The sequence below is a fragment of the Paenibacillus kribbensis genome, assembly GCF_002240415.1.
Classification (GTDB): Bacteria; Bacillota; Bacilli; order Paenibacillales; family Paenibacillaceae; genus Paenibacillus; species Paenibacillus kribbensis.
The window spans coordinates 1,957,756-1,978,515 of the sequence record NZ_CP020028.1; the positions used below are offsets into that span (position 1 = coordinate 1,957,756).

The following is a 20,760-nucleotide window of genomic DNA, read 5'->3' on the forward strand; positions in this document are numbered from 1 at the left end:
TGAATAACGAGAGAGCAATGGAGGAATGAAAGATGGAGCTTCAACAATTGGCTTCACTGCTGGCCGTCTCCCGCATCGTGGGGGATGGTACAGTGGATTGCCGAGGAATCGGGGCGGATTCACGTCGGGTAGAGCAGGGAGACTTGTTTCTGTGCTTGCCTGGTTTTACAGTGGACGGACATGACTATGCCGTGCAGGCAATTGCGTCCGGTGCGGCAGCCTTAGTTGTAGAGCGGGAGCTGGATGTGTCTGTTCCACAGCTTGTGGTTAAGGACGCTCGTTATGCCATGGCGGTTTTGTCGGATTATATGTTTGATTCACCGAGCCGTCGATTGCGCATGATCGGCATCACCGGAACCAACGGCAAAACCACAATTACTTATCTAATTGAAAAAATCATGAATGATGCCGGAGTAAACACCGGACTGATCGGTACGATTCAAATGCGTTATGGTGGTCAGTCTTACCCTATGTCAGGCACTACGCCCGAAGCGGTAGAGCTGCAACGTTATCTCGGCAATATGGCAGAGCAAGGTGTTCAATGCTGTGTCATGGAGGTATCCTCACATGCACTGGAGCAGGGACGCGTCAAAGGAACTGATTTTCGTACCGCTATATTTACAAACCTGACACAGGATCACCTGGATTATCATAAGACAATGGAGGAGTACCGTGCTGCTAAAGGACTTTTGTTTTCCAGATTGGGAAATGCCTTCTCGCGGGATTGGTCGGACAGTAAATATGCTGTTCTGAATGCGGATGATCCGGCCTCTTCCTACTTCCAGGCTCAAACTGCGGCCCAAGTCATTACATATGGCGTGGAAAAGGAATCCGATGTGCAGGCATCCCGTATCGCGATTAGCGCGAAGGGGACCTCCTTCCATGTGTCGACTTTCAAAGGGGATACCGATATTGAGCTTCGAATGGTAGGCAAGTTCAATGTGTACAACGCATTAGCAGCCATCACGGCTGCTTTACTGGAAGGGATCTCGCTGGCCGATATTAAGCACAGTCTGGAGTCTATAGCAGGCGTAGACGGGCGGGTAGAGCCTGTAGATGCGGGTCAGCCGTTTGCTGTGATTGTAGATTATGCTCATACCCCGGACGGATTGGAAAACGTTCTTCGCACGGTTAAGGAATTTGCGGTCGGTAAAATATGGTGTGTATTTGGATGCGGTGGAGATCGGGATCGTACCAAACGTCCTTTGATGGGAAAGATTGCCGCGCGATACAGCGATCATTCGTTTATTACTTCCGACAACCCCCGAACAGAGGACCCGGAAGTTATTTTGAAAGATATCGAGCAGGGGCTGATTGACGAAGGGGTAGCCGCAGAACGATACGAGCTGATCGTAGATCGCAGAGCTGCTATTCATAAAGCTATTGAAATGGCAAGCCCTGACGATGTAGTATTGATTGCGGGAAAAGGTCATGAGACCTACCAGCTGATCGGAAAAACGGTGCATGAATTCGATGACCGCATCGTAGCCAAAGAAGCGATAAGGGGTTTATCCAAGTGATGAAAAGAACAATCGGTCAAATTGCCTTCATGAGCGGAGGAACACTTCACAAAGAAGCGGACGCTGAACAGATGATTGAGGGCGTTTTTACAGATTCACGCAAGCCGCAAAGCCAAGGGCTGTTCGTTCCACTTTCCGGCGAGCGATTTGACGGGCATAATTATGTGCAGCAGATCATGAGCGAGGCAGGTGCAGCTGCTTTTTTATGGCAAAAGGATCACGGAGCGCCTCCAGCGGGAAACGCCATAGAAGTAGAGAATACATTAGAAGCTCTCCAGCAGCTAGCAACTGCATATTTGCGTGAAACTGGCGTTTCAGTCGTCGGAATCACAGGAAGCAACGGTAAGACGACGACGAAAGACATCGTGACGGCTCTGCTGGGCACGACTTTTAAAGTACACAAAACCGAAGGAAATTATAACAATCATATCGGTTTGCCTTTAACGGTACTGTCCATGCCGCAGGATACAGATATTCTTATTCTTGAAATGGGTATGAGCGGACGTGGCGAGATCGGCCTGCTCACTGATATTGCAAAGCCGGATGTTGCCGTCATTACCAATATAGGCGAATCTCACTTGCTCCAGCTTGGTTCCCGTGCGGAAATCGCTCGTGCAAAGCTGGAAATCGCCAGTGGTCTCAAGCCCGGTGGCTTGCTGATCTACAACGGTGATGAGCCACTATTGCCACAAGTGCTGGCGGAGCCTGCAACGGTCAAGCCTGAAGGTTTAAAATGGTTTACGTTCGGTATATCCAAGAACAATGATGATTATCCAACAGCAATCACTTCGGATGAACAAGGCAGCTTATTCACAACCGCCCAATCTGGCAAAGAGGCTTTCCGACTCCCCTTGCTTGGACAGCACAATATTGTAAACGGGTTGGCAGCACTGGCGGTAGCGCGTCATTTCAATGTCGATGCAGACCATATACGCAAAGGGCTGTCGTCTTTGAAGCTGACAGGCATGCGCATTGAGGTTGTGAGATGCTCTGACGGACTTACTGTGCTAAACGATGCCTATAACGCCAGTCCTGCTTCAATGAAGGCTGCACTACAGACGTTATCCGGGTACAAAACGGACGGACGTAAAATTGCCGTGCTTGGTGATATGCTGGAGCTGGGACCGGAGGAAAAGCAGTTCCATGAGGAAATCGGGCTTTTTGCAGCTAAGCACGACGTAGAGGAGCTGTTTACCTACGGTGAGCTGGGGATGTCTATTGCGCAGGGAGCTCTAGGACTAATGCCAACTGAACAAGTACACGCTTATACGGATAAGGAAAAGCTGATCCAGCATTTGCGGACTTATCTCCATGCTAATGATATTGTGCTGGTTAAGGCATCCAGAGGGATGCGATTGGAAGAAATTGTGGATGCGCTGAAAAACGGTCCGCTAAAGAACTGATGTTGACGAGAGGAAGACTCCCATGGATATTCAATTATTACTGCTGACGATCGTCGTATCGTTTATACTGGCGGTCATCGCCGCTCCACTGCTTATTCCGCTGCTGCGGCGTATGAAATTCGGCCAGCAGGTCCGGGATGACGGGCCACAAAGCCATCTTAAAAAGATTGGTACGCCTACAATGGGCGGTATCGTGATTCTGCTGGCTTTTACGCTGACCTTTCTTAAGTTTTCAGCTATCAAAAATACGGACTTTTACGTTTTATTGGTCGCTACGCTCGGCTTTGGGCTGATCGGCTTTTTGGATGACTATATCAAAATTGTATTCAAGCGCTCACTGGGTCTGACGGCGCGCCAAAAGCTGTTCGGGCAATTATTGTTTGGCGGGATTATGTGCTGGCTTCTACTCAGCAATGATCATAGTACTGTCATCGGCATTCCGGGTACCTCATGGTCATTTGATTGGGGGGGCTGGTTTTACTACCCGTTCATTATTATCATGATGCTGGCAATCAGCAATGCTGTCAATTTCACAGACGGGCTGGACGGGCTGCTGTCTGGTACCAGTGCAATTGCCTTCGCCGCTTATGCGATTGTCGCGATTCAGGCGACCTCGCTTCCGGCTGCGGTATGCTCAGCGGCGATGATTGGTGCTGTGCTTGGTTTTCTTGTATACAATGCACACCCTGCCAAAGTATTTATGGGCGACACGGGATCGCTGGGCATCGGTGGCGCCATAGGTGCCATTGCAATCGTAACGAAAAGCGAAATTTTATTCATTATTATCGGTGGCGTATTCGTGATTGAAATGCTGTCCGTGGTCTTGCAGGTGGCTTCCTTTAAAACACGTGGCAAACGCATTTTCAAAATGAGCCCGATTCATCATCATTTCGAGCTGTCCGGTTGGTCCGAATGGCGTGTAGTTATCACATTCTGGGCTGTAGGACTGTTGCTGGCAGGACTCGGACTTTATCTCAACAAGGGGTTGTAGACAAATGAACCATCCAGACGCATACCGAGATCAGGAAGTTGTCGTTATAGGCCTGGCCAAAAGCGGTGTACAGGTTGCCAAGGTGCTGCATCAGGCAGGAGCCAAGCTGACCGTCAATGATAAAAAAGACAGGGAACAATGTCCCGAAGCTTCTGAATTAGAGGCTTTGGGAATTTCCGTTTTATGCGGGGGGCACCCGGAGGGACTGATTCATCCGGGGGTGAAGCTGGTCGTCAAAAATCCAGGCATCCCTTATAGCGCCCCGCCTGTACAGAAAGCTGTCGAGCTCGGCATTGAGGTTGTGACCGAAGTTGAGGTTGCCTACCATCTGTGTAAAGCCCCGATCATCGGAATTACAGGCTCCAATGGTAAGACGACCACGACCACGTGGGTGGGCAAGCTGTTGGAGTCTGCTGGTATGAATCCGATCGTGGCTGGTAATATCGGAACTCCATTATGTGAGGCGGCTGTGGACGCCAAGACAGATGAGTGGATGGTTGTGGAGCTGAGCAGCTTTCAATTAAAAGGAACAAAGGATTTTAAGCCTGCTGTTGCTTGCTTGCTCAATGTGGCTGAGACCCATCTGGACTACCATGGAGGCATGGAGGATTATGTTGCATCCAAGGCACGTCTGTTTGCCAATCAAACGTCTGCTGATACAGCGGTGGTGAACTGGGATGATCCGGTCTGCCGGGAGCTTGTGCCCTATATTAAGGCGAAGCTGCTTCCGTTCTCGATGACGGAACGCTTGCAGGAAGGGTTGTTTGCTGACCCGCCATACATACCGGATGTGACGGATGATATCGAACGAAGCATCGTATACCGCGATAGCCTTGGGGTGGTGCATCCCATTATAGGTGTGGACGAGATTGGACTGCCGGGTCGCTTTAACGTGGAAAATGCGCTCGCTGCTTGCGCAATAGCCATTGCCGCAGGCGCAGAGCCTGCGAAGCTGGCAGAACCCTTAAGCGCTTTTCGCGGTGTAGAACATCGGCTTGAATATGTCATCGAGCATGCCGGAGCAGCCTATTACAATAATTCCAAAGCAACTAATTCCAAAGCGACTATGATGGCCCTATCTTCCTTTAAGCAACCCGTTGTACTGATTGCCGGAGGGTTGGATCGCGGCTCAGATTATACGGAGCTTGTACCGTCCCTGCAGGAGCGTGTAAAGGCCGTTGTGCTTCTGGGTGAGACACGGCATAAGCTGGCAGATCGGGCCCATCAGGCCGGAATAGAGCATGTCGAGGTCGTCGATAATGGGGAGGACGCCGCCGCTACGCTCGTGGAGGCTGTGAACAAGGCGGCAGAACTTGCTGAGCCGGGAGATGTGGTATTACTCTCACCCGCTTGCGCAAGCTGGGATATGTTCCAATCCTATGAAGAGCGTGGACGTATTTTTAAAGAGGCGGCGCATAAATTGTAAGTAGGGGGGTTGGATAAGCCCCTACTTTTATGCAAGGGGTGGCCTCCTGATGAAGCAATCTCGTTCGGCGCCGGATATATGGCTTTTCGTCTGTATTATAAGCTTATTAGCCATCGGCATGATTATGGTATACAGCGCGGGCGCCGTCCTCGCTTTTCACGAGTACGGGGACTCCTACTATTTTGTAAAACGGCAATTGCTTTTTGCGGGGCTTGGTCTTGTAGCGATGTATTTTACTGCCAGAACGGACTATCGAATCTGGCAGAAATATGCCAAGGTCGTGCTTCTGATCTGTCTCGCGTTGCTGGTTGCCGTGTTAATTCCCGGCATTGGTGTAGTTAGAGGCGGAGCACGGAGCTGGCTGGGTATCAGCTCTTTCGGCATTCAGCCTTCCGAGTTTATGAAGCTGGGCATGATTCTTTATCTCGCCCAATGGCTCAGTCGTGCAGATTATGATATTAGTTCTTTTACGCGTGGCCTATTGCCTCCGCTTGGACTCATGGGACTGGCCTTCGGCCTGATCATGCTGCAGCCCGATTTGGGTACAGGTACAGTGATGATGGGAGCGTCTATGCTGATCGTATTTACAGCTGGTGCGCGCATGAAGCATCTTGGCCTGCTGGCCTTGTCGGGGGCAGCAGGGTTTGCTGCACTGATCGCGGCTGCGCCTTATCGACTCCAGCGGATTACGGCTTTTCTGGACCCTTGGTCCGATCCGCTTGGTGCAGGCTATCAAATTATTCAATCGCTATATGCCATTGGACCTGGTGGATTGGCGGGTCTGGGACTTGGCATGAGTCGGCAGAAATACAGTTATGTTCCCGAGCCGCAGACGGATTTTATCTTTTCTATTTTGGCGGAGGAGCTTGGTTTTATCGGTGGAATGACGGTGCTGGGACTCTTTCTGGTGCTCGTATGGAGAGGAATGCGTGTCGCTATTACTATTCCGGATACCTATGGCAGCTTGCTGGCGGTAGGCATTGTCGGAATGGTTGCCGTACAGGTTGTCATTAACATCGGTGTTGTCATCGGCTTAATGCCGGTGACAGGAATAACATTGCCCTTAATCAGCTATGGAGGCTCTTCTCTGACGTTGATGCTAACTGCGTTGGGTATTTTACTGAATTTATCACGTTATGCGAGGTGAAGGTTTATGCGCGTCGTGTTGAGCGGCGGCGGTACCGGAGGGCATATTTATCCGGCGCTGGCCGTAGCCAGACAGTGCGAAGAGATTGATCCGGACGCTGAATTTTTATACATTGGCGGTCAACGAGGACTCGAAAGCAAGCTGGTTCCTCAGGAAAAAATTCCGTTCGAGGCTATTGATATCACAGGATTTCGTCGCAGCTTGTCCTTGGAAAATATTAAAACGATCATGCGCTTTTTCCAGGGGGTTCGTAGGTCCAAAGCATTATTAAAAAAATTTAAACCAGATATCGTCATAGGTACCGGGGGATATGTATGCGGCCCTGTCGTCTATGCAGCTTCCAAGCTGGGCATACCCAGCATGATTCATGAGCAAAATGCGATTCCAGGCCTGACCAATGCATTTCTGAGCCGCTATGTAGATACGGTGGCCGTTAGCTTTGAAGGCTCTGAAGGGGCTTTTCCCAAAGCCAAAAATGTATTGTATACCGGGAATCCACGCGCGACGACAGTTCGTTTGGCTAACCGGGATCGAGGCTTTGCTACGATCGGGGTTCCGATGAATAGCTCGGTTGTACTTGTGGTAGGCGGCAGCAGGGGAGCGAAAGCTATTAATGATGCTATGATTGCCATGGCTCCGCAACTTTCGCAACTGAAAGACGTCCATTTTGTATATGTGACTGGTGAATCTTACTATGAACAGACGTTGGACAGCATACGGAATCAGATCGGCTCATTGCCCAACCATCTTCACGTGCTTCCCTATATTCACAATATGCCAGAGGTGCTGGCTTGTACCTCTTTAATCGTTAATCGCGCCGGTGCGTCCTTCTTGGCCGAGATTACATCGTTGGGTATTCCGTCCATTCTGATTCCATCACCTAATGTGACCAATAATCATCAGGAGGCCAATGCCCGCACGCTTGAAAAGGCAGGCGCTTCGGTAATGATCGTGGAAAAGGAATTGAGCGGTTCTTCTCTGTTTCAGACTATTGCAGGAATTATGGGGGATGAAGCATTGCGTAACCGGATGGCAGAGTCGGCGTCTTCACTTGGCAAGCCTGACTCGGCAGATATTTTAGTAAAAGAAATGGAGCGCCTTGCCCGTAAAAGGTAGTCCGCAGCGCAGTTTGGGCGGTTGTCACATATCGGACGCTATTGACATAGGATACCCTATAGATTGTGACCATCACTCAGGCTGCCGGTTGTCAGGTGAGAGCCTCATAACTATGCGGGGGCAAGCAACAAGGAGGTTTCAGTACAATGCAGCAATGGATGCCATTATTAGCGGAGCATGATATCGGAAAAGTGCTGGAGCATGAGCCGCTGTCCAAATATACGACATGGAAGATTGGAGGCCCTGCGGATGCTCTTGTCATCCCGGATACCAAGGAGCAGCTGGCAAGGGTTTTACGGCTGGCTCGCGAGCACGGTATCCCCTGGATGCAGTTGGGGAGGGGCTCCAACATGCTCGTTTCCGACAAAGGAATACGGGGGCTTGTGATCAAACTGGGGCCGGGATTTGATTATGTCCATTTTGAGGATGAACAGATCATCGCTGGCGGAGGCATGTCACTGGTCAAACTGTGTGTTATGGCTAGTAAGCAGGGGCTGTCCGGCCTTGAATTTGCGGGTGGTATCCCGGGATCAGTCGGGGGGGCTGTCTACATGAACGCCGGTGCCCATGGGTCTGATGTGTCACAAATATTCCAGTCCGCTGAGATTGTGCTGGATACAGGGGATTTGGCTGTGTACGATGCCGAGGACATGCGTTTTAGCTATCGCCACTCCGTGCTGCATGAGCAGCGTGGAATGGTGACAAAGGCAGTATTTCAGATGAAGCGGGGCGACCGCGAGGAAATTTCAGCGGCGCTTGCGGCTTTTAAAGACCGCCGCAGGCTGACTCAGCCGTTACAGTTAGCTTGCGCAGGAAGCGTGTTCCGTAATCCGCCAGGTGACTATGCCGCCCGGCTTATTGAAAGCGCAGGTCTGAAGGGCTTGAAGGCGGGAGGCGCTGAAGTATCTGTACAGCATGCCAATTTCATTGTAAATACCGGTCAAGCGACAGCAGAGGACGTGCTTACCCTAATGAAGCATATTCAAAGTACAATATCATCTCAAACCGGCATCAAGCTAGTTCCGGAGGTTTTCGTAGTGGGTGAGCGGTAAACTCGGAGGTGATACATTGGACAAATTGGTGATTGAGGGAGGCCGTCCCCTGTCAGGCACCATACGTATCCATGGAGCAAAAAATGCGGCACTGCCTATTCTTGCAGCAAGTTTGCTTGCGCAAGGTAAGGTGGAAATTCGGAATGTGCCCCATCTATTGGACATTAAGGTCATGCTGCACATCCTTGAAAGACTCGGCTGTACATGCCGACATGAAGAGGAAACGGTATACGTGGATACGTCGTCCGTCCGATCGTTCCAAATTCCGGAGGATTTGATGAAGCAAATGCGTTCATCGATCTTTCTCATGGGACCTCTGCTCGCCAGATATGGTGAAGTTTCCATTTACCAGCCGGGAGGCTGCGCTATAGGCGAGCGTAAAATCGACCTTCATCTGGAGGGCTTAAAGGCTCTTGGTGCAGAGATCGAGGAAAAAGACGAGCAAATTACGTTCCGTGCCCGCAAGCTGACCGGCTCAGACATTCATATGGATTTTCCGAGCGTAGGAGCAACGGAAAATATTATGATGGCTGCCGTGTTGGCTGAAGGACGAACAACGATTACCAACGCAGCGAGGGAACCGGAGATTCAGGATCTTCAGAACTTCCTGAATGCCATGGGTGCCCATATTATCGGTGCAGGAACAGACACGATTACAATTACGGGGGTCAGTAGCCTGAATCCGTGTACGTATGAGGTCATTCCTGACCGTATTGTAGCAGGAACGGTTATGATCGCAGCTGCTGCTACACGTGGCAGTGTGTCATTGACACACTGTAATCCCTCCCACTTGTCCGCATTGATTCATGTCCTTAGGCGGGCTGGTGTTCAAATCGGCATCCTGAATGATATAATGACCATAAGCTGTATGAGCCGCCCCAAAGCGGTGGAGAGGATTGTGACTTCACCTTACCCATCTTTTCCAACAGATTTGCAGTCTCAAGTCATGGTTCTGCTTTCTTTGGCGGACGGCTTCAGTGTCATGAAAGAGACCGTCTTCGAAAGCAGATTCAAACATGTGGATGAATTAAATGTGATGGGAGCCGATATTACGGTCGATGCGAATGCTGCCTTTATAAGAGGAGTTTCTCGTCTATACGGGGCTACGGTAGAGGCTACCGATCTGCGGGCAGGGGCTGCGCTGGTTATAGCGGGGCTGGCTGCCCAGGGACGTACCATTGTTGAGCAGGTTCACCACATTGACAGAGGGTATGACCGGATCGAACGTCTTTTCCAGGGACTGGGCGCCTTAATGAGCCGTCAGTCTCCGGTGCTGGAGCAGCTGGATTTCGTAAATTAATGCCTGGAACGTCCCTCCGGCAGCGGGGGGACAAAAGGCTTTTGTGGAGAGAAGCTATGCCAAATGCTCAAATACCTGTTCTTAAAAAGAATAAAACGAAAAAAAGGACAAGCCGGAAGATTGCCGTTCTTCTCATTTTATTGTTCATTGTGTTACTCGCTGTTCTCTTTTTCCGTTCTTCGTTAAGTCGGGTTTCTGAAATCCGCTTTGACGGTAATGTATTTTCGACCCGAGAGCAGCTTCTAAATCGAAGCGGTCTAGCTATCGGGGATCAGTATTTTGGAGTTAGTTCATCTGACATTTCTGAAAAGCTGCGGGAGATTCAGTCGATTCAGCAAGTCACGGTGGACAAGCAGTTTCCAGGTATCATTTCTGTTCACATTAAAGAGTTTGCTACGGTCGCTTACGAGCTGCAGAGTGATGGCAGCCTGCGAGCAATTCTGGCAAACGGGTCAAGCGTAGGCGTGAGCAGCAGCGGAATAGCTGTCGAGAAGCCGATTTTGACCAAATGGAAATCAGATGATCCGTATAAAGCGAAGCTGTGTGATGCATTATCGCGTATTCCGGGAGAGTGGACAGCCGATATTTCGGAAATCATTCCCGCGCCGATTCCTTCTTTTCCGGACCGCATAAGAATGTATACACGCTCCCAGTTTGAGGTGATAACAACCGTTTCGCTGCTGAACTCTAAAATCAGCTATTTGAATCAGGTGCTGGAAACAGAAGAACCCGGTCTGATCACCATGTTGGCGGCGGATTCTTACGTTCCGTTCAAGCCGGATACGAATGAAGAGGGTCAAGAAAAAGATACTACTCAGTGATGTGAAAAAATGTTAGAATTAATTTTATGGGTAATAGACTTGCCTCCTTCTTTTTTCTTCGAATTTTTATGTGACTGCAACCATAAATTGGCTTCTAAAAAATTTGTAGAAAAAAGAGGGAAAGCATGGAGTATGTTGAATATGTACAGTGTGTGTTCAAAGAACGAAATTCATTTTGGAGTCAGGAGGTGCCACAGACTTGAGCAACAATGACATCATTGTTAGTTTGGACATCGGTACATCCAAAGTTCGGGCTATTATTGGGGAAATGAATAATGGAACCTTTAATATTATTGGAGTTGGATCTGCCGACTCGGAAGGGATTCGCAAAGGTGCAATTGTAGACATTGATCAAACCGTGCAATCAATCCGTAACGCTGTGGATCACGCAGAGCGCATGGTTGGTATTCAAATAACAGAAGTGTATGTGGGGATTTCAGGCAACCATATTGGTTTGCAAAATAGTCATGGCGTAGTAGCCGTGTCCAACGAGGACCGAGAAATCGGTGAGGAGGACATCGAGCGTGTACTGAAAGCAGCTGAAGTTATTGCCGTACCACCGGAGAGAGAAATCATTGACGTGGTAGCCAAGCAGTATGTCGTGGATGGCCTTGAAGGAATTCAGGACCCTCGCGGTATGATCGGAGTTCGTCTCGAAGTAGAGGCTACGATTGTTACTGGAGGCAAGACCCCGATACATAACCTGTTGCGTTGCGTGGAGAAAGCCGGCTTGAGGATCAAAGATCTGGTGCTGCTGCCACTCGGGGCTGGGCAATTGTCTCTTTCGAAGGATGAAAAGGTGATGGGTTCGGTGCTGGTGGATATTGGTGCAGGTTCTACGAATGTTGCTATTTTCCAGGAAGGATCGATTGTTGCCACATCAACACTTCCAATTGGCGGAGAATTTGTAACCAATGATATTGCCTACGGATTGAGGACCCTTACCGATCAAGCCGAGAAAGTAAAGCTCAAATACGGCTGCGCATGGTATGATGATGCGGCAGCCGATGTCGTCTTTAAAGTAACCCGTATCGGCAGTAATGTCGATAAAGAGTTTAACCAGCAGGATTTGGCTGCTATTATTGAGCCTAGAGTGCAGGAAATTTTTCAACTCATTCAGGCGGAAGTTAAGCGCTTGGGTTACACAGAGCTTCCGGGGGGTTATATACTTACCGGAGGCACCGTCTCCATGCCTGGTGTACTTCAGGTGGCACAAAGCGAACTGGCCGCTTCCGTAAGGATCGCCGTACCTGATTTTATCGGTGTAAGGGATCCGGGCTACACGAGCGGAGTTGGCATCTTGCATAATGCTATTCGTTACTATCGTGGAAGATCGACAAGCGTTAGCAACAGTGGCGGAAGTACCAAGAAGCCGGCCAACCGGACCAAAAGCAGCAGTCCCACCGCGGAAGGCGAGCAAAAGCAGGGGTTGATTGAACGCTTAAAAAATATGTTCAGTGAATTTATATAACGTTCATTGCTAATTATGCCAATCATGGACGGGCCATCCATGCACATTGAGGGGGAGATGGAATAGTATGTTGGAATTTGATTTTGAAATGGAGAGCTTGGCTCAAATTAAAGTGATCGGCGTCGGCGGTGGCGGCAGCAATGCGGTTAACCGGATGATCGAAAATGGTGTTCAAGGTGTGGAGTTCATTACTGTCAATACAGATGCCCAGGCACTTCATTTAGCGAAGTCTGAGCATAAGCTTCAGATTGGTGATAAGCTGACTCGCGGCTTGGGTGCCGGTGCTAACCCGGATGTGGGTAAAAAAGCGGCTGAGGAGTCGCGTGAGCTCATTATGAATACGCTCAAAGGTGCCGATATGGTATTCGTTACGGCAGGTATGGGTGGCGGTACAGGAACAGGAGCGGCTCCTGTCATTGCTGAAATTGCCAAGGAATGCGGTGCATTGACAGTGGGCGTGGTAACACGACCATTCACGTTTGAAGGGCGTAAACGCTCCAATCAAGCTGAACTCGGCATTGAGGGATTAAAAGAAAAGGTAGACACGTTGATTGTAATCCCGAATGACCGCCTGCTTGAAATTGTGGACAAGAAAACCCCAATGCTGGAAGCGTTCCGTGAAGCGGATAATGTTCTGCGCCAGGCAGTACAAGGTATTTCGGATCTGATCGCTGTACCGGGTCTGATCAACCTTGACTTTGCTGACGTAAAAACGATCATGACGGAGCGTGGCTCTGCTTTGATGGGAATCGGTGAAGCGACTGGTGAAAATCGTGCGGCTGAAGCTGCACGCAAGGCTATCATGAGCCCGTTGCTGGAGACATCCATTGAAGGTGCTCGTGGTGTAATTATGAACATCACTGGCGGCGTCAATCTGTCTCTGTACGAGGTCAATGAGGCGGCTGAAATTGTAACCTCGGCCTCCGATCCGGAGGTTAACATGATTTTTGGTGCCATCATTGACGAAGAATTAAAAGAAGAGATTAAGGTTACCGTCATCGCAACAGGCTTTGAGGGTAAGCCAAGCCAACCAGCACCGGGACGTAGACCGGCAGCTAATCCGGCGGCTTCCGAATCGACGGAAAAAGGCTCTCCTAACTTGCGTCCATTTGGTAATACTCAAAGCAGTGACCAATTGGATATTCCGACATTCTTACGTAACCGTTCACGCAATAATAATAACGATAACTAGTTTGAAATCAGAGAGCCCGTATTCTCCTTGGAGATGCGGGCTTCTTTGTGTTTTCCCTATCCGCGCTTGCCGGAGCTTCTCCTCTTTCCGACAAAATTAGTCGATCACCGTCCCCACCATTAGACAGACTTTGAACAGCATGACTACTATACTTAAGCCTATCCTGCAAATGCTGGGCGGGTGAACCCTTGGTTGTTTATATCGACTTGATTTTTTTGACCAATTTGTTCATTGATGCTGTATTGCTGATGGTCACCGCATGGATGAGAAAAATCCGTCCGGCGTGGTGGAGGCTGATTCTTTCGGCTGTCATTGGTGCAATGTACGTGGTCATGATGTTTGTGCCGGAGCTGTCCTTTTTATTTACGTTTCTGATCAAATTTGCATTATCGGTCATTATGCTGCTGGTGGCTTTTGGATTTGGCAGCATGCAGAAGTATCTTCGTACCATGGGTGCTTTTTACATGATCAATTTTGTAGCTGCAGGCGGAATTTTGGGGATGCATTATTTTCTCCAAAGTACGGGGGAATTGTTTAATGGCATCTGGTATACCGCTTCGGGTGGAATGTCCTTTGAGTTGAAAATTGCATTCTGGTTTATTTTATGCGCATTTGTCGGAGTGATGCTTTTCTTTCGTATTGTACAATCCTCAAAGCAGCGCACAGAAAGGATGAGTGGGTTTTTGGGAGAAGTGCAGGTGTGGATCGGGCAGGATCATATTGAGTGTACAGGCTTGCTGGATACAGGCAACCAACTGCATGATCCTTTGACCCGAATCCCGGTCATGGTAATGGAGGCGGCCTTGTGGGAAGGCTATTTGCCCTCCTCCTGGCTCCAAAAATGTTCTGAGGGGAATGTTGACCAACTGGTGATGGAGCTGGGAGAAGAATCGTTCAGCTGGCAGGATCGTGTCCGTCTTGTTCCCTATCGAGGGATCAACCGCAGCCATTCCTTTATGCTTGCACTCAAGCCCGATCGGGTGGAGGTGATTATGAATGGGGCTCGTTATGTACAGGATCGAGTGCTTATTGGTTTGGATGGGGGGACCTTGTCGGCAGAGGGCCAATACCGAGCGATTATTCACCCGGATGTGACGGCACACGAAGAGGGCCATGCTGATATGAGCCAGAAGGGGGATGCACGTCTTAGCGAGCTTTTACAGGCGCAGGAGCGTGGAGCGAGAGTACAGGATGAGGCTTGAAGGAGACGAAAGAGATTTTGCACCATTTTCAAATTCAAAAGGGGGAGAAGGTTATGCGGGAACAGATGAAATTAAAAATGAAAATCAGGCTAGCATTGCAATTGCAATATTATCGTATTTTATTTTTATTTGGCCTAAAAAGTGAAGAAATTTATTATATTGGCGGCAGCGAGGCGCTCCCCCCACCGCTGACGAGAGACGAGGAAGAGTATTTGCTCGGAAAGCTCTCCTCTGGAGATGCAGCAGTACGTTCCATGCTCATCGAACGGAATTTGCGGTTGGTCGTGTATATTGCCCGTAAATTTGAAAATACGGGGATCAACATTGAGGATCTTGTATCCATCGGTGCCATTGGACTGATCAAGGCCGTTAACACCTTTGATCCCGAAAAGAAAATCAAGCTTGCGACTTATGCTTCAAGATGCATTGAAAATGAAATTTTGATGTACTTGCGGCGCAATAGCAAAACGAGAACAGAGGTTTCGTTTGACGAGCCCCTGAATATTGATTGGGATGGTAATGAATTATTGCTTTCCGACGTGATGGGAACGGAAAATGATACCATTTACCGTAATATTGAGGAGCAAGTAGACCGCAAATTATTGCATAAGGCGCTGGATAAGCTGACAGATCGAGAGCGTTTAATTATGGAGCTGCGCTTCGGCTTGCAGGACGGAGAAGAGAAGACACAGAAGGATGTTGCTGACCTGCTGGGTATCTCGCAATCGTATATTTCGCGCCTGGAAAAACGAATTATAAAGCGCTTACGAAAAGAATTTAACAAAATGGTATAACGTTTGGGCATATCCGGAAGCGATGGAAACGGCGAATAAAAAAACGCCCTCAGGAGATAATGTACATTAATGTTGCTCCTTGGGAGGTAAGACACGATGACCCGAAACAAAGTGGAAATTTGCGGTGTGGATACCGCCAAACTGCCGGTATTAACCAATGCAGAAATGCGTGAGCTGTTCACATCACTTCAGCAAAATAATGAACGATCAGCCAGAGAAAAATTGGTCAATGGCAATCTCCGGCTCGTCCTGAGTGTAATTCAGCGGTTTAACAATCGGGGAGAGTTTGTGGATGATTTGTTTCAGGTAGGCTGCATCGGCCTGATGAAGGCGATTGATAATTTTGACCTTTCGCAAAACGTGAAGTTCTCCACTTATGCGGTTCCGATGATTATCGGAGAGATACGACGTTACTTGCGGGATAACAATCCGATTCGTGTATCGCGTTCGTTACGGGATATTGCATATAAGGCGCTTCAGGTGCGGGATAGTCTGACGAATCTGAACTCGCGCGAACCGACGATTTTTGAAATTTCAGAGGCGTTGAATGTGCCCAAAGAAGACGTTGTGTTTGCATTGGATGCGATTCAGGATCCAGTTTCGCTGTTCGAGCCGATATATCACGACGGGGGCGACCCAATCTATGTGATGGATCAGATCAGTGATGACAGAAACAAAGACGTCTCATGGATTGAGGAGATCGCTCTGCGGGAAGCGATGCATCGCCTGGGCCAGCGTGAAAAGATGATATTGTCCATGCGTTTTTATGAAGGAAAGACGCAAATGGAGGTTGCCGACGAAATCGGTATCTCTCAAGCCCAGGTTTCAAGATTAGAGAAATCGGCTATTCAGCAAATGCAAAAGCACGTAAAATCCTAACGAAATGAATGGCCTGAATGACTGCGATAAAAACGATCCTGCGTGGATCGTTTTTCCGTTTATTGGACATTTTTTGGGTTCTCCCGCACATATAGTGAAATAAAGGATGTGATGCGTGTGAATGCGCCGGAAACGTCGGTAAGGGCGATGAAAATTTCCGAGTTCCAAACCAAGGATGTCATTAACATTGTAGATGGGCGACGACTGGGACAAATTAGTGATTTGGAGATTGATGTACGGCTGGGAAAAATTGAAGCCGTTGTGGTTCCGGGTAACAGCCGGTTTATGGGCTGGTTTGGAGGGGGAAGCGAACTGGTCATTCCATGGCGAAATATTGTCAAGATCGGTTCGGATGTAGTGCTTGTACGATTGGAAGGACTGGATGAGCCAGTTACAGGGGAGGAAAAGCTGTATATCGAACGTCAGGAGCGGAGTGACCGCCGAGGCTTCTAAGCCAGTTGGGTTATGTATTTTAGCTGCTTGTGAAGACACGGCGGCAGCTTTTTGGTACACTGGGCAGTAGAGGTGAGACAAATGGAACCGTTTGTAGTGAATACCGTGGCCACGGGGCTTGCGTCCATGGAAGATGGCGCACGTCCCGTGCCGGAGCTGTTATATATTCAATCCTGGAAGCGGAAGGTTCAGGGCTTGACAGCAGGTTTTACAGGACGTCATGGTGGTGTTAGCGAGGTGCCGTACGACAGTCTGAATTGTGCGTTTCATGTAGGGGATGAACCGGAGAAAGTGATCCGCAACCGACAGCTGATTGCAGAGCAGCTTGGCTTTGCTGCTGAAGCATGGACGTGCGGTGAGCAGGTTCACGGCAATCATGTTGCTGTCGTCAAGGCTACTGACCGCGGACGCGGCTTTATGGATCGTGCATCTGCTTTTCAGGATACAGACGGACTTTTGACAGATGTGCCGGGTATTTTGCTGACATCCTTTTATGCGGACTGTGTACCGTTATACTTTTGTGATCCGGTGCGGCGTGTCATTGGGCTGGCACATGCGGGCTGGAAGGGAACGGTAGCGGAGATTGCCCTGAAAATGGTGCAAACCATGCAGACCGAATTTGGATCACGACCATCTGATTTGCTTGCAGCCATTGGCCCTTCCATCGGTCCTGAAGCTTATGAGGTGGATGAGCATGTAATGAGCCATATCCGTGTTTTAGAGCATGATTGCCCGGGTAATGATGATTGGGAAGGCTCCATCTATTTCCCGTTAACTGGCGGGAAAACGCTGCTTGACTTGAAACAATGCAATCGACACATTATGATGAAAGCAGGAATATTGCCGAGCCATATCGAATGTACTACCTTATGTACGAGCAGCCGTAGTGATTTGTTTTTTTCATATCGCAAGGAAGGCGGCATTACAGGGAGAATGGCGAGCTGGATTGGTCTGGAAGAGAGGTGAGTCCTCCCGTGTCTTTGGAGGAACGGATTAAAGAAGTGAACGCCCGTATAGAAGCAGCATGTGCTCGCAGTGGACGCTCACGTGATGATGTGAATGTGATCGCTGTTACGAAATATATTTCGGCTGCGACAATGGAATCGGTTTTGGACGGCGGATTGGAGCATGTAGGCGAAAATCGCTGGCAGGATGCTGCGGATAAATGGAGCAAGCTGGGTGACCGGGGAACGTGGCATTTTATTGGTCATCTGCAAACCAATAAGGTTAAAGATGTGATTGGAAAATTTGAGTTTATACATTCGTTGGATCGTCTATCACTGGCTCAGGAGTTGGAGAAGAAGGCTGCAGCTTTTGGAGTAAAAGTCAAAGCCTTTGTGCAAGTTAATATCTCTGGGGAAATTTCCAAATACGGTTTGTCCCCTGAGGCGGTCGCTCCCTTCCTGGAACAAATTCGTGAGCTGGAGCATGTGGACGTCATCGGCTTGATGACGATGGCTCCTCATGAAGAAGACCCGGAAAAAACTCGGCCTGTGTTTCGCGGATTGCGTGAATTGCGTGATACGCTAAATGGACAAGCCCTGACGAGAGAGCCTATCGTTCATTTGTCCATGGGGATGTCCAATGATTTTGAGATAGCGGTTGAGGAAGGAGCGACCTGGCTGCGGCTTGGTTCCGTACTGGTCGGACGAGAGGAGGATTTCCATTGGGCGTAATGAACAAGTTTATGAACTTTCTGGGGCTTCAGGAAGAAGAGGAAGTTATTGAGCGAGAGATTATGAATACGCCGGAAGAGCAAGAAATTGAAACCCCAAGCTTTGATAAACGTAAGAACCAGAAGGGCAATAATGTTGTCAGTATCCATTCACAGAAAAATGTCAAAGTTGTTCTGTATGAGCCGCGATCTTACGATGAAGCACAGGAAATTGCCGACCATATCCGTTCCCACCGCACCGTCGTTGTCAATCTGCAACGAATTCGCAAGGATCAGGCCTTGCGGATTATTGATTTTTTGAGCGGTACCGTGTATGCACTAAGTGGTGGCATTTCCAAAGTTGGTAACAATATTTTTCTGTGTACTCCGGATACGGTTGAAATTCAAGGTTCGATTACGGAAATACTAGCTGACACGGAACAAGAATTTAACAGAATGAGGTGAGTTTTTTTGATCGAGGTAATCGGTTGGCTTTTTCAGATTTATTCGTACATGATCATTGCATATGTCCTTTTGTCATGGCTTCCTAATGCCAGAGAGAGCGTGGTTGGTGATTTACTTGCCAAGTGTGTGGAGCCTTATTTGTCTCCTTTTCGCAGGTTCATCCCGCCAATCGGGATGATTGATATTTCACCCATCGTGGCTCTGATTGCTCTGCGTTTTGCGTCGTATGGTTTGATTTCTTTAATTAGCAATTTTGTTTAGGAGGACTCATGCGTACCGAGATTTATGAGCATTTTCATCCGGATGAACGGGACTATGTGGATCGCGCTTCCGAATGGATCAGTTATGCGGGAGCATATCATGAGCAAAAGCTGACTGATTTTTTGGATCCGCGCCAACTGTACATATTGGAGACTCTATCTTCGAAGGAAGATAAGGTCACGATCAGGTTAGATGGCGGCTACGAGGCTTCGGAACGAAAGCGGGCGCTGATTGCGCCCGATTATTCATATTTAGACGATGAGGATATGGGGATTCGGGTTCTTTCCATCAGCTCAGATGATCATAAAATTAGCACATTGGAGCACGGTGATTATTTGGGGGCCATACTGGGACTTGGAATCAAGCGTGGAAAAATCGGTGATATTCAGGTGCTGGATGATGGATGTCATGTATTGGTAGCTTCAGAAATCAGTGATTTCATTATGCTGCACTTACAGCAGGTTCATCGTGTCCATGTATGGACAGAACTGCTGCCTTCAGAAAGCCTGCGGACAAAGGAAGCTGAATTGGAGCCGTTGGATTTGACGGTGGCTTCTTTGCGTCTGGACGGTATCGCCAGTGACGTGTACAAGCTGAGTCGAAGCAAAATTTTGACTCCAATCCGGGCCGGACGGTGCAGGGTCAATTGGAAAGTGGAAGAGAATCCATCTACTTCACTTAAGGCCGGGGATGTTATTTCCATGCAAGGATTTGGCCGATTCAAAGTGCTCGAAACAGACGGGATGACAAAAAAGGGAAGATTCCGTGTCAAAATCGGTAAGTTTGTATAGCTCAAGGCAGGATTCACGAGCTTTGTGTCGAAAAAATTAAGCTAAAGGGTAGAGCTGGAACGATTTTGCTCTGTACAGTATTCACAAATCGGGGTATGATGACCGATAGATGATAGTGAGCGTCGTGACGCGGAACATGTATTTTTTGTCAATCTTATAGGAGGTGGACGGCATGCCATTAACGCCATTGGATATACATAATAAGGAATTTGCCCGCCGGCTTCGCGGTTATGATGAGGATCAGGTCAATGAATTTTTGGACCAGGTGATCAAGGATTATGAAGCTGTTATACGTGAAAATAAAGAACTGAGCACTGAGTTGCTGAACGTGCAGGAGAAGCTTGACCATTTCGCGACGATTGAAGATACGCTGAGCAAGACGATTATCGTGGCGCAGGAAGCGGCAGATGAAGTTCGCAACAACGCCAAGAAAGAATCTCAACTGATCGTGAAGGAAGCGGAGAAAAATGCCGATCGCATTGTGAATGAGGCATTGGCTAAATCCCGTAAAATCGCGTTGGAGGTTGAGGAACTGAAGAAGCAGGCTTCGATTTACCGGGCGCGTTTTCGGACACTGGTGGAGGCGCAGCTTGACCTGTTAAGTCAGGACGGCTGGGAAGCGCTTGAAAACCGGGAACGTGAAGTGCTGGAGCGCGAGCGTGAAATGAAGGAAATTTACTAATAGTCATTTCTGACAGCGCTTATTAGGCATTGTCAGGGTTGACTTTTATCTGTAAACAGGCTATAACTGTAAATACTATACTGAATATAAACCGTTATCCGTGTATCGGTTAAGGGTTGTTATTCAAGTCAGCGGGGATA

The 20,760-nt window shown here is 48.7% G+C and carries 21 protein-coding genes; all 21 read left to right on the forward strand.

Features of this window, described 5'->3' with window-relative positions:
* Nucleotides 1-32 precede the first annotated feature (32 nt).
* Nucleotides 33-1,520 (forward strand): UDP-N-acetylmuramoyl-L-alanyl-D-glutamate--2,6-diaminopimelate ligase, encoded by a 1,488-nt coding sequence (locus B4V02_RS08695; RefSeq protein WP_094154488.1) that lies wholly within the window; start codon nucleotides 33-35, stop codon nucleotides 1,518-1,520.
* Nucleotides 1,520-2,923, forward strand: a complete 1,404-nt coding sequence (locus B4V02_RS08700; protein ID WP_094154489.1) for a UDP-N-acetylmuramoyl-tripeptide--D-alanyl-D-alanine ligase — start codon at nucleotides 1,520-1,522, stop codon at nucleotides 2,921-2,923. Before B4V02_RS08695 ends, B4V02_RS08700 begins: the two co-directional genes overlap by 1 nt.
* 22 nt (nucleotides 2,924-2,945) lie before the next feature.
* Entirely contained in the window at nucleotides 2,946-3,914 is a 969-nt protein-coding gene (mraY, locus tag B4V02_RS08705; protein ID WP_007431194.1) for a phospho-N-acetylmuramoyl-pentapeptide-transferase, read from the forward strand.
* Between the two features lie 4 nt (nucleotides 3,915-3,918).
* The gene (gene murD, locus B4V02_RS08710) at nucleotides 3,919-5,340 is read left to right on the forward strand and encodes a UDP-N-acetylmuramoyl-L-alanine--D-glutamate ligase (RefSeq protein ID WP_094154490.1); all 1,422 of its coding nucleotides are present in this window, start codon (nucleotides 3,919-3,921) and stop codon (nucleotides 5,338-5,340) included.
* Nucleotides 5,341-5,389: 49 nt separating this feature from the next.
* Nucleotides 5,390-6,487 carry a stage V sporulation protein E gene (gene spoVE, locus B4V02_RS08715; RefSeq protein WP_007431192.1) on the forward strand — a complete coding sequence of 366 codons (1,098 nt, stop codon included), beginning with the start codon at nucleotides 5,390-5,392 and terminating at the stop codon, nucleotides 6,485-6,487.
* Between the two features lie 6 nt (nucleotides 6,488-6,493).
* A complete protein-coding gene (gene murG, locus B4V02_RS08720; RefSeq protein WP_094154491.1) occupies nucleotides 6,494-7,603 on the forward strand; it encodes an undecaprenyldiphospho-muramoylpentapeptide beta-N-acetylglucosaminyltransferase in 1,110 nt (369 codons plus the stop codon).
* Nucleotides 7,604-7,749: 146 nt separating this feature from the next.
* Nucleotides 7,750-8,655 carry a UDP-N-acetylmuramate dehydrogenase gene (gene murB / locus B4V02_RS08725; RefSeq protein ID WP_094154492.1) on the forward strand — a complete coding sequence of 302 codons (906 nt, stop codon included), beginning with the start codon at nucleotides 7,750-7,752 and terminating at the stop codon, nucleotides 8,653-8,655.
* Entirely contained in the window at nucleotides 8,645-9,955 is a 1,311-nt protein-coding gene (gene murA / locus B4V02_RS08730) for a UDP-N-acetylglucosamine 1-carboxyvinyltransferase (RefSeq protein ID WP_007431189.1), read from the forward strand. The genes murB and murA overlap by 11 nt, the downstream gene beginning before the upstream one ends.
* Nucleotides 9,956-10,011: 56 nt before the next feature.
* Nucleotides 10,012-10,776, forward strand: coding sequence for a cell division protein FtsQ/DivIB (locus tag B4V02_RS08735; protein WP_094154493.1), 765 nt, complete (start codon nucleotides 10,012-10,014; stop codon nucleotides 10,774-10,776).
* 199 nt (nucleotides 10,777-10,975) lie between these two features.
* Nucleotides 10,976-12,247 (forward strand): cell division protein FtsA, encoded by a 1,272-nt coding sequence (gene ftsA / locus B4V02_RS08740; RefSeq protein ID WP_094154494.1) that lies wholly within the window; start codon nucleotides 10,976-10,978, stop codon nucleotides 12,245-12,247.
* Nucleotides 12,248-12,314: 67 nt separating this feature from the next.
* Nucleotides 12,315-13,439 (forward strand): cell division protein FtsZ, encoded by a 1,125-nt coding sequence (gene ftsZ, locus B4V02_RS08745; RefSeq protein WP_094154495.1) that lies wholly within the window; start codon nucleotides 12,315-12,317, stop codon nucleotides 13,437-13,439.
* 188 nt (nucleotides 13,440-13,627) lie between these two features.
* Entirely contained in the window at nucleotides 13,628-14,641 is a 1,014-nt protein-coding gene (spoIIGA, locus tag B4V02_RS08750; protein ID WP_094154496.1) for a sigma-E processing peptidase SpoIIGA, read from the forward strand.
* A gap of 53 nt (nucleotides 14,642-14,694) precedes the next feature.
* Nucleotides 14,695-15,435 carry an RNA polymerase sporulation sigma factor SigE gene (sigE, locus tag B4V02_RS08755; RefSeq protein WP_013311082.1) on the forward strand — a complete coding sequence of 247 codons (741 nt, stop codon included), beginning with the start codon at nucleotides 14,695-14,697 and terminating at the stop codon, nucleotides 15,433-15,435.
* Between the two features lie 96 nt (nucleotides 15,436-15,531).
* Nucleotides 15,532-16,314, forward strand: coding sequence for an RNA polymerase sporulation sigma factor SigG (gene sigG, locus B4V02_RS08760; RefSeq protein ID WP_007431182.1), 783 nt, complete (start codon nucleotides 15,532-15,534; stop codon nucleotides 16,312-16,314).
* Between the two features lie 117 nt (nucleotides 16,315-16,431).
* Nucleotides 16,432-16,767 carry a YlmC/YmxH family sporulation protein gene (locus B4V02_RS08765; protein ID WP_094154497.1) on the forward strand — a complete coding sequence of 112 codons (336 nt, stop codon included), beginning with the start codon at nucleotides 16,432-16,434 and terminating at the stop codon, nucleotides 16,765-16,767.
* 81 nt (nucleotides 16,768-16,848) lie between these two features.
* Complete coding sequence (pgeF, locus tag B4V02_RS08770; RefSeq protein WP_094154498.1) at nucleotides 16,849-17,733, forward strand: peptidoglycan editing factor PgeF; 885 nt, start codon at nucleotides 16,849-16,851, stop codon at nucleotides 17,731-17,733.
* Nucleotides 17,734-17,741: 8 nt separating this feature from the next.
* Complete coding sequence (locus B4V02_RS08775; protein ID WP_094154499.1) at nucleotides 17,742-18,443, forward strand: YggS family pyridoxal phosphate-dependent enzyme; 702 nt, start codon at nucleotides 17,742-17,744, stop codon at nucleotides 18,441-18,443.
* Nucleotides 18,434-18,886 (forward strand): cell division protein SepF, encoded by a 453-nt coding sequence (locus tag B4V02_RS08780; RefSeq protein ID WP_010345429.1) that lies wholly within the window; start codon nucleotides 18,434-18,436, stop codon nucleotides 18,884-18,886. Before B4V02_RS08775 ends, B4V02_RS08780 begins: the two co-directional genes overlap by 10 nt.
* 6 nt (nucleotides 18,887-18,892) lie before the next feature.
* Nucleotides 18,893-19,147: a YggT family protein gene (locus B4V02_RS08785; RefSeq protein WP_094154500.1), complete on the forward strand. Its 255-nt coding sequence runs from the start codon at nucleotides 18,893-18,895 to the stop codon at nucleotides 19,145-19,147.
* 8 nt (nucleotides 19,148-19,155) lie between these two features.
* On the forward strand, nucleotides 19,156-19,938 hold the full coding sequence (locus tag B4V02_RS08790; protein ID WP_094154501.1) for a YlmH family RNA-binding protein: 783 nt from the start codon (nucleotides 19,156-19,158) through the stop codon (nucleotides 19,936-19,938).
* Nucleotides 19,939-20,110: 172 nt separating this feature from the next.
* Nucleotides 20,111-20,620: a DivIVA domain-containing protein gene (locus tag B4V02_RS08795; protein WP_007431174.1), complete on the forward strand. Its 510-nt coding sequence runs from the start codon at nucleotides 20,111-20,113 to the stop codon at nucleotides 20,618-20,620.
* The last annotated feature ends 140 nt before the right edge of the window (nucleotides 20,621-20,760 follow it).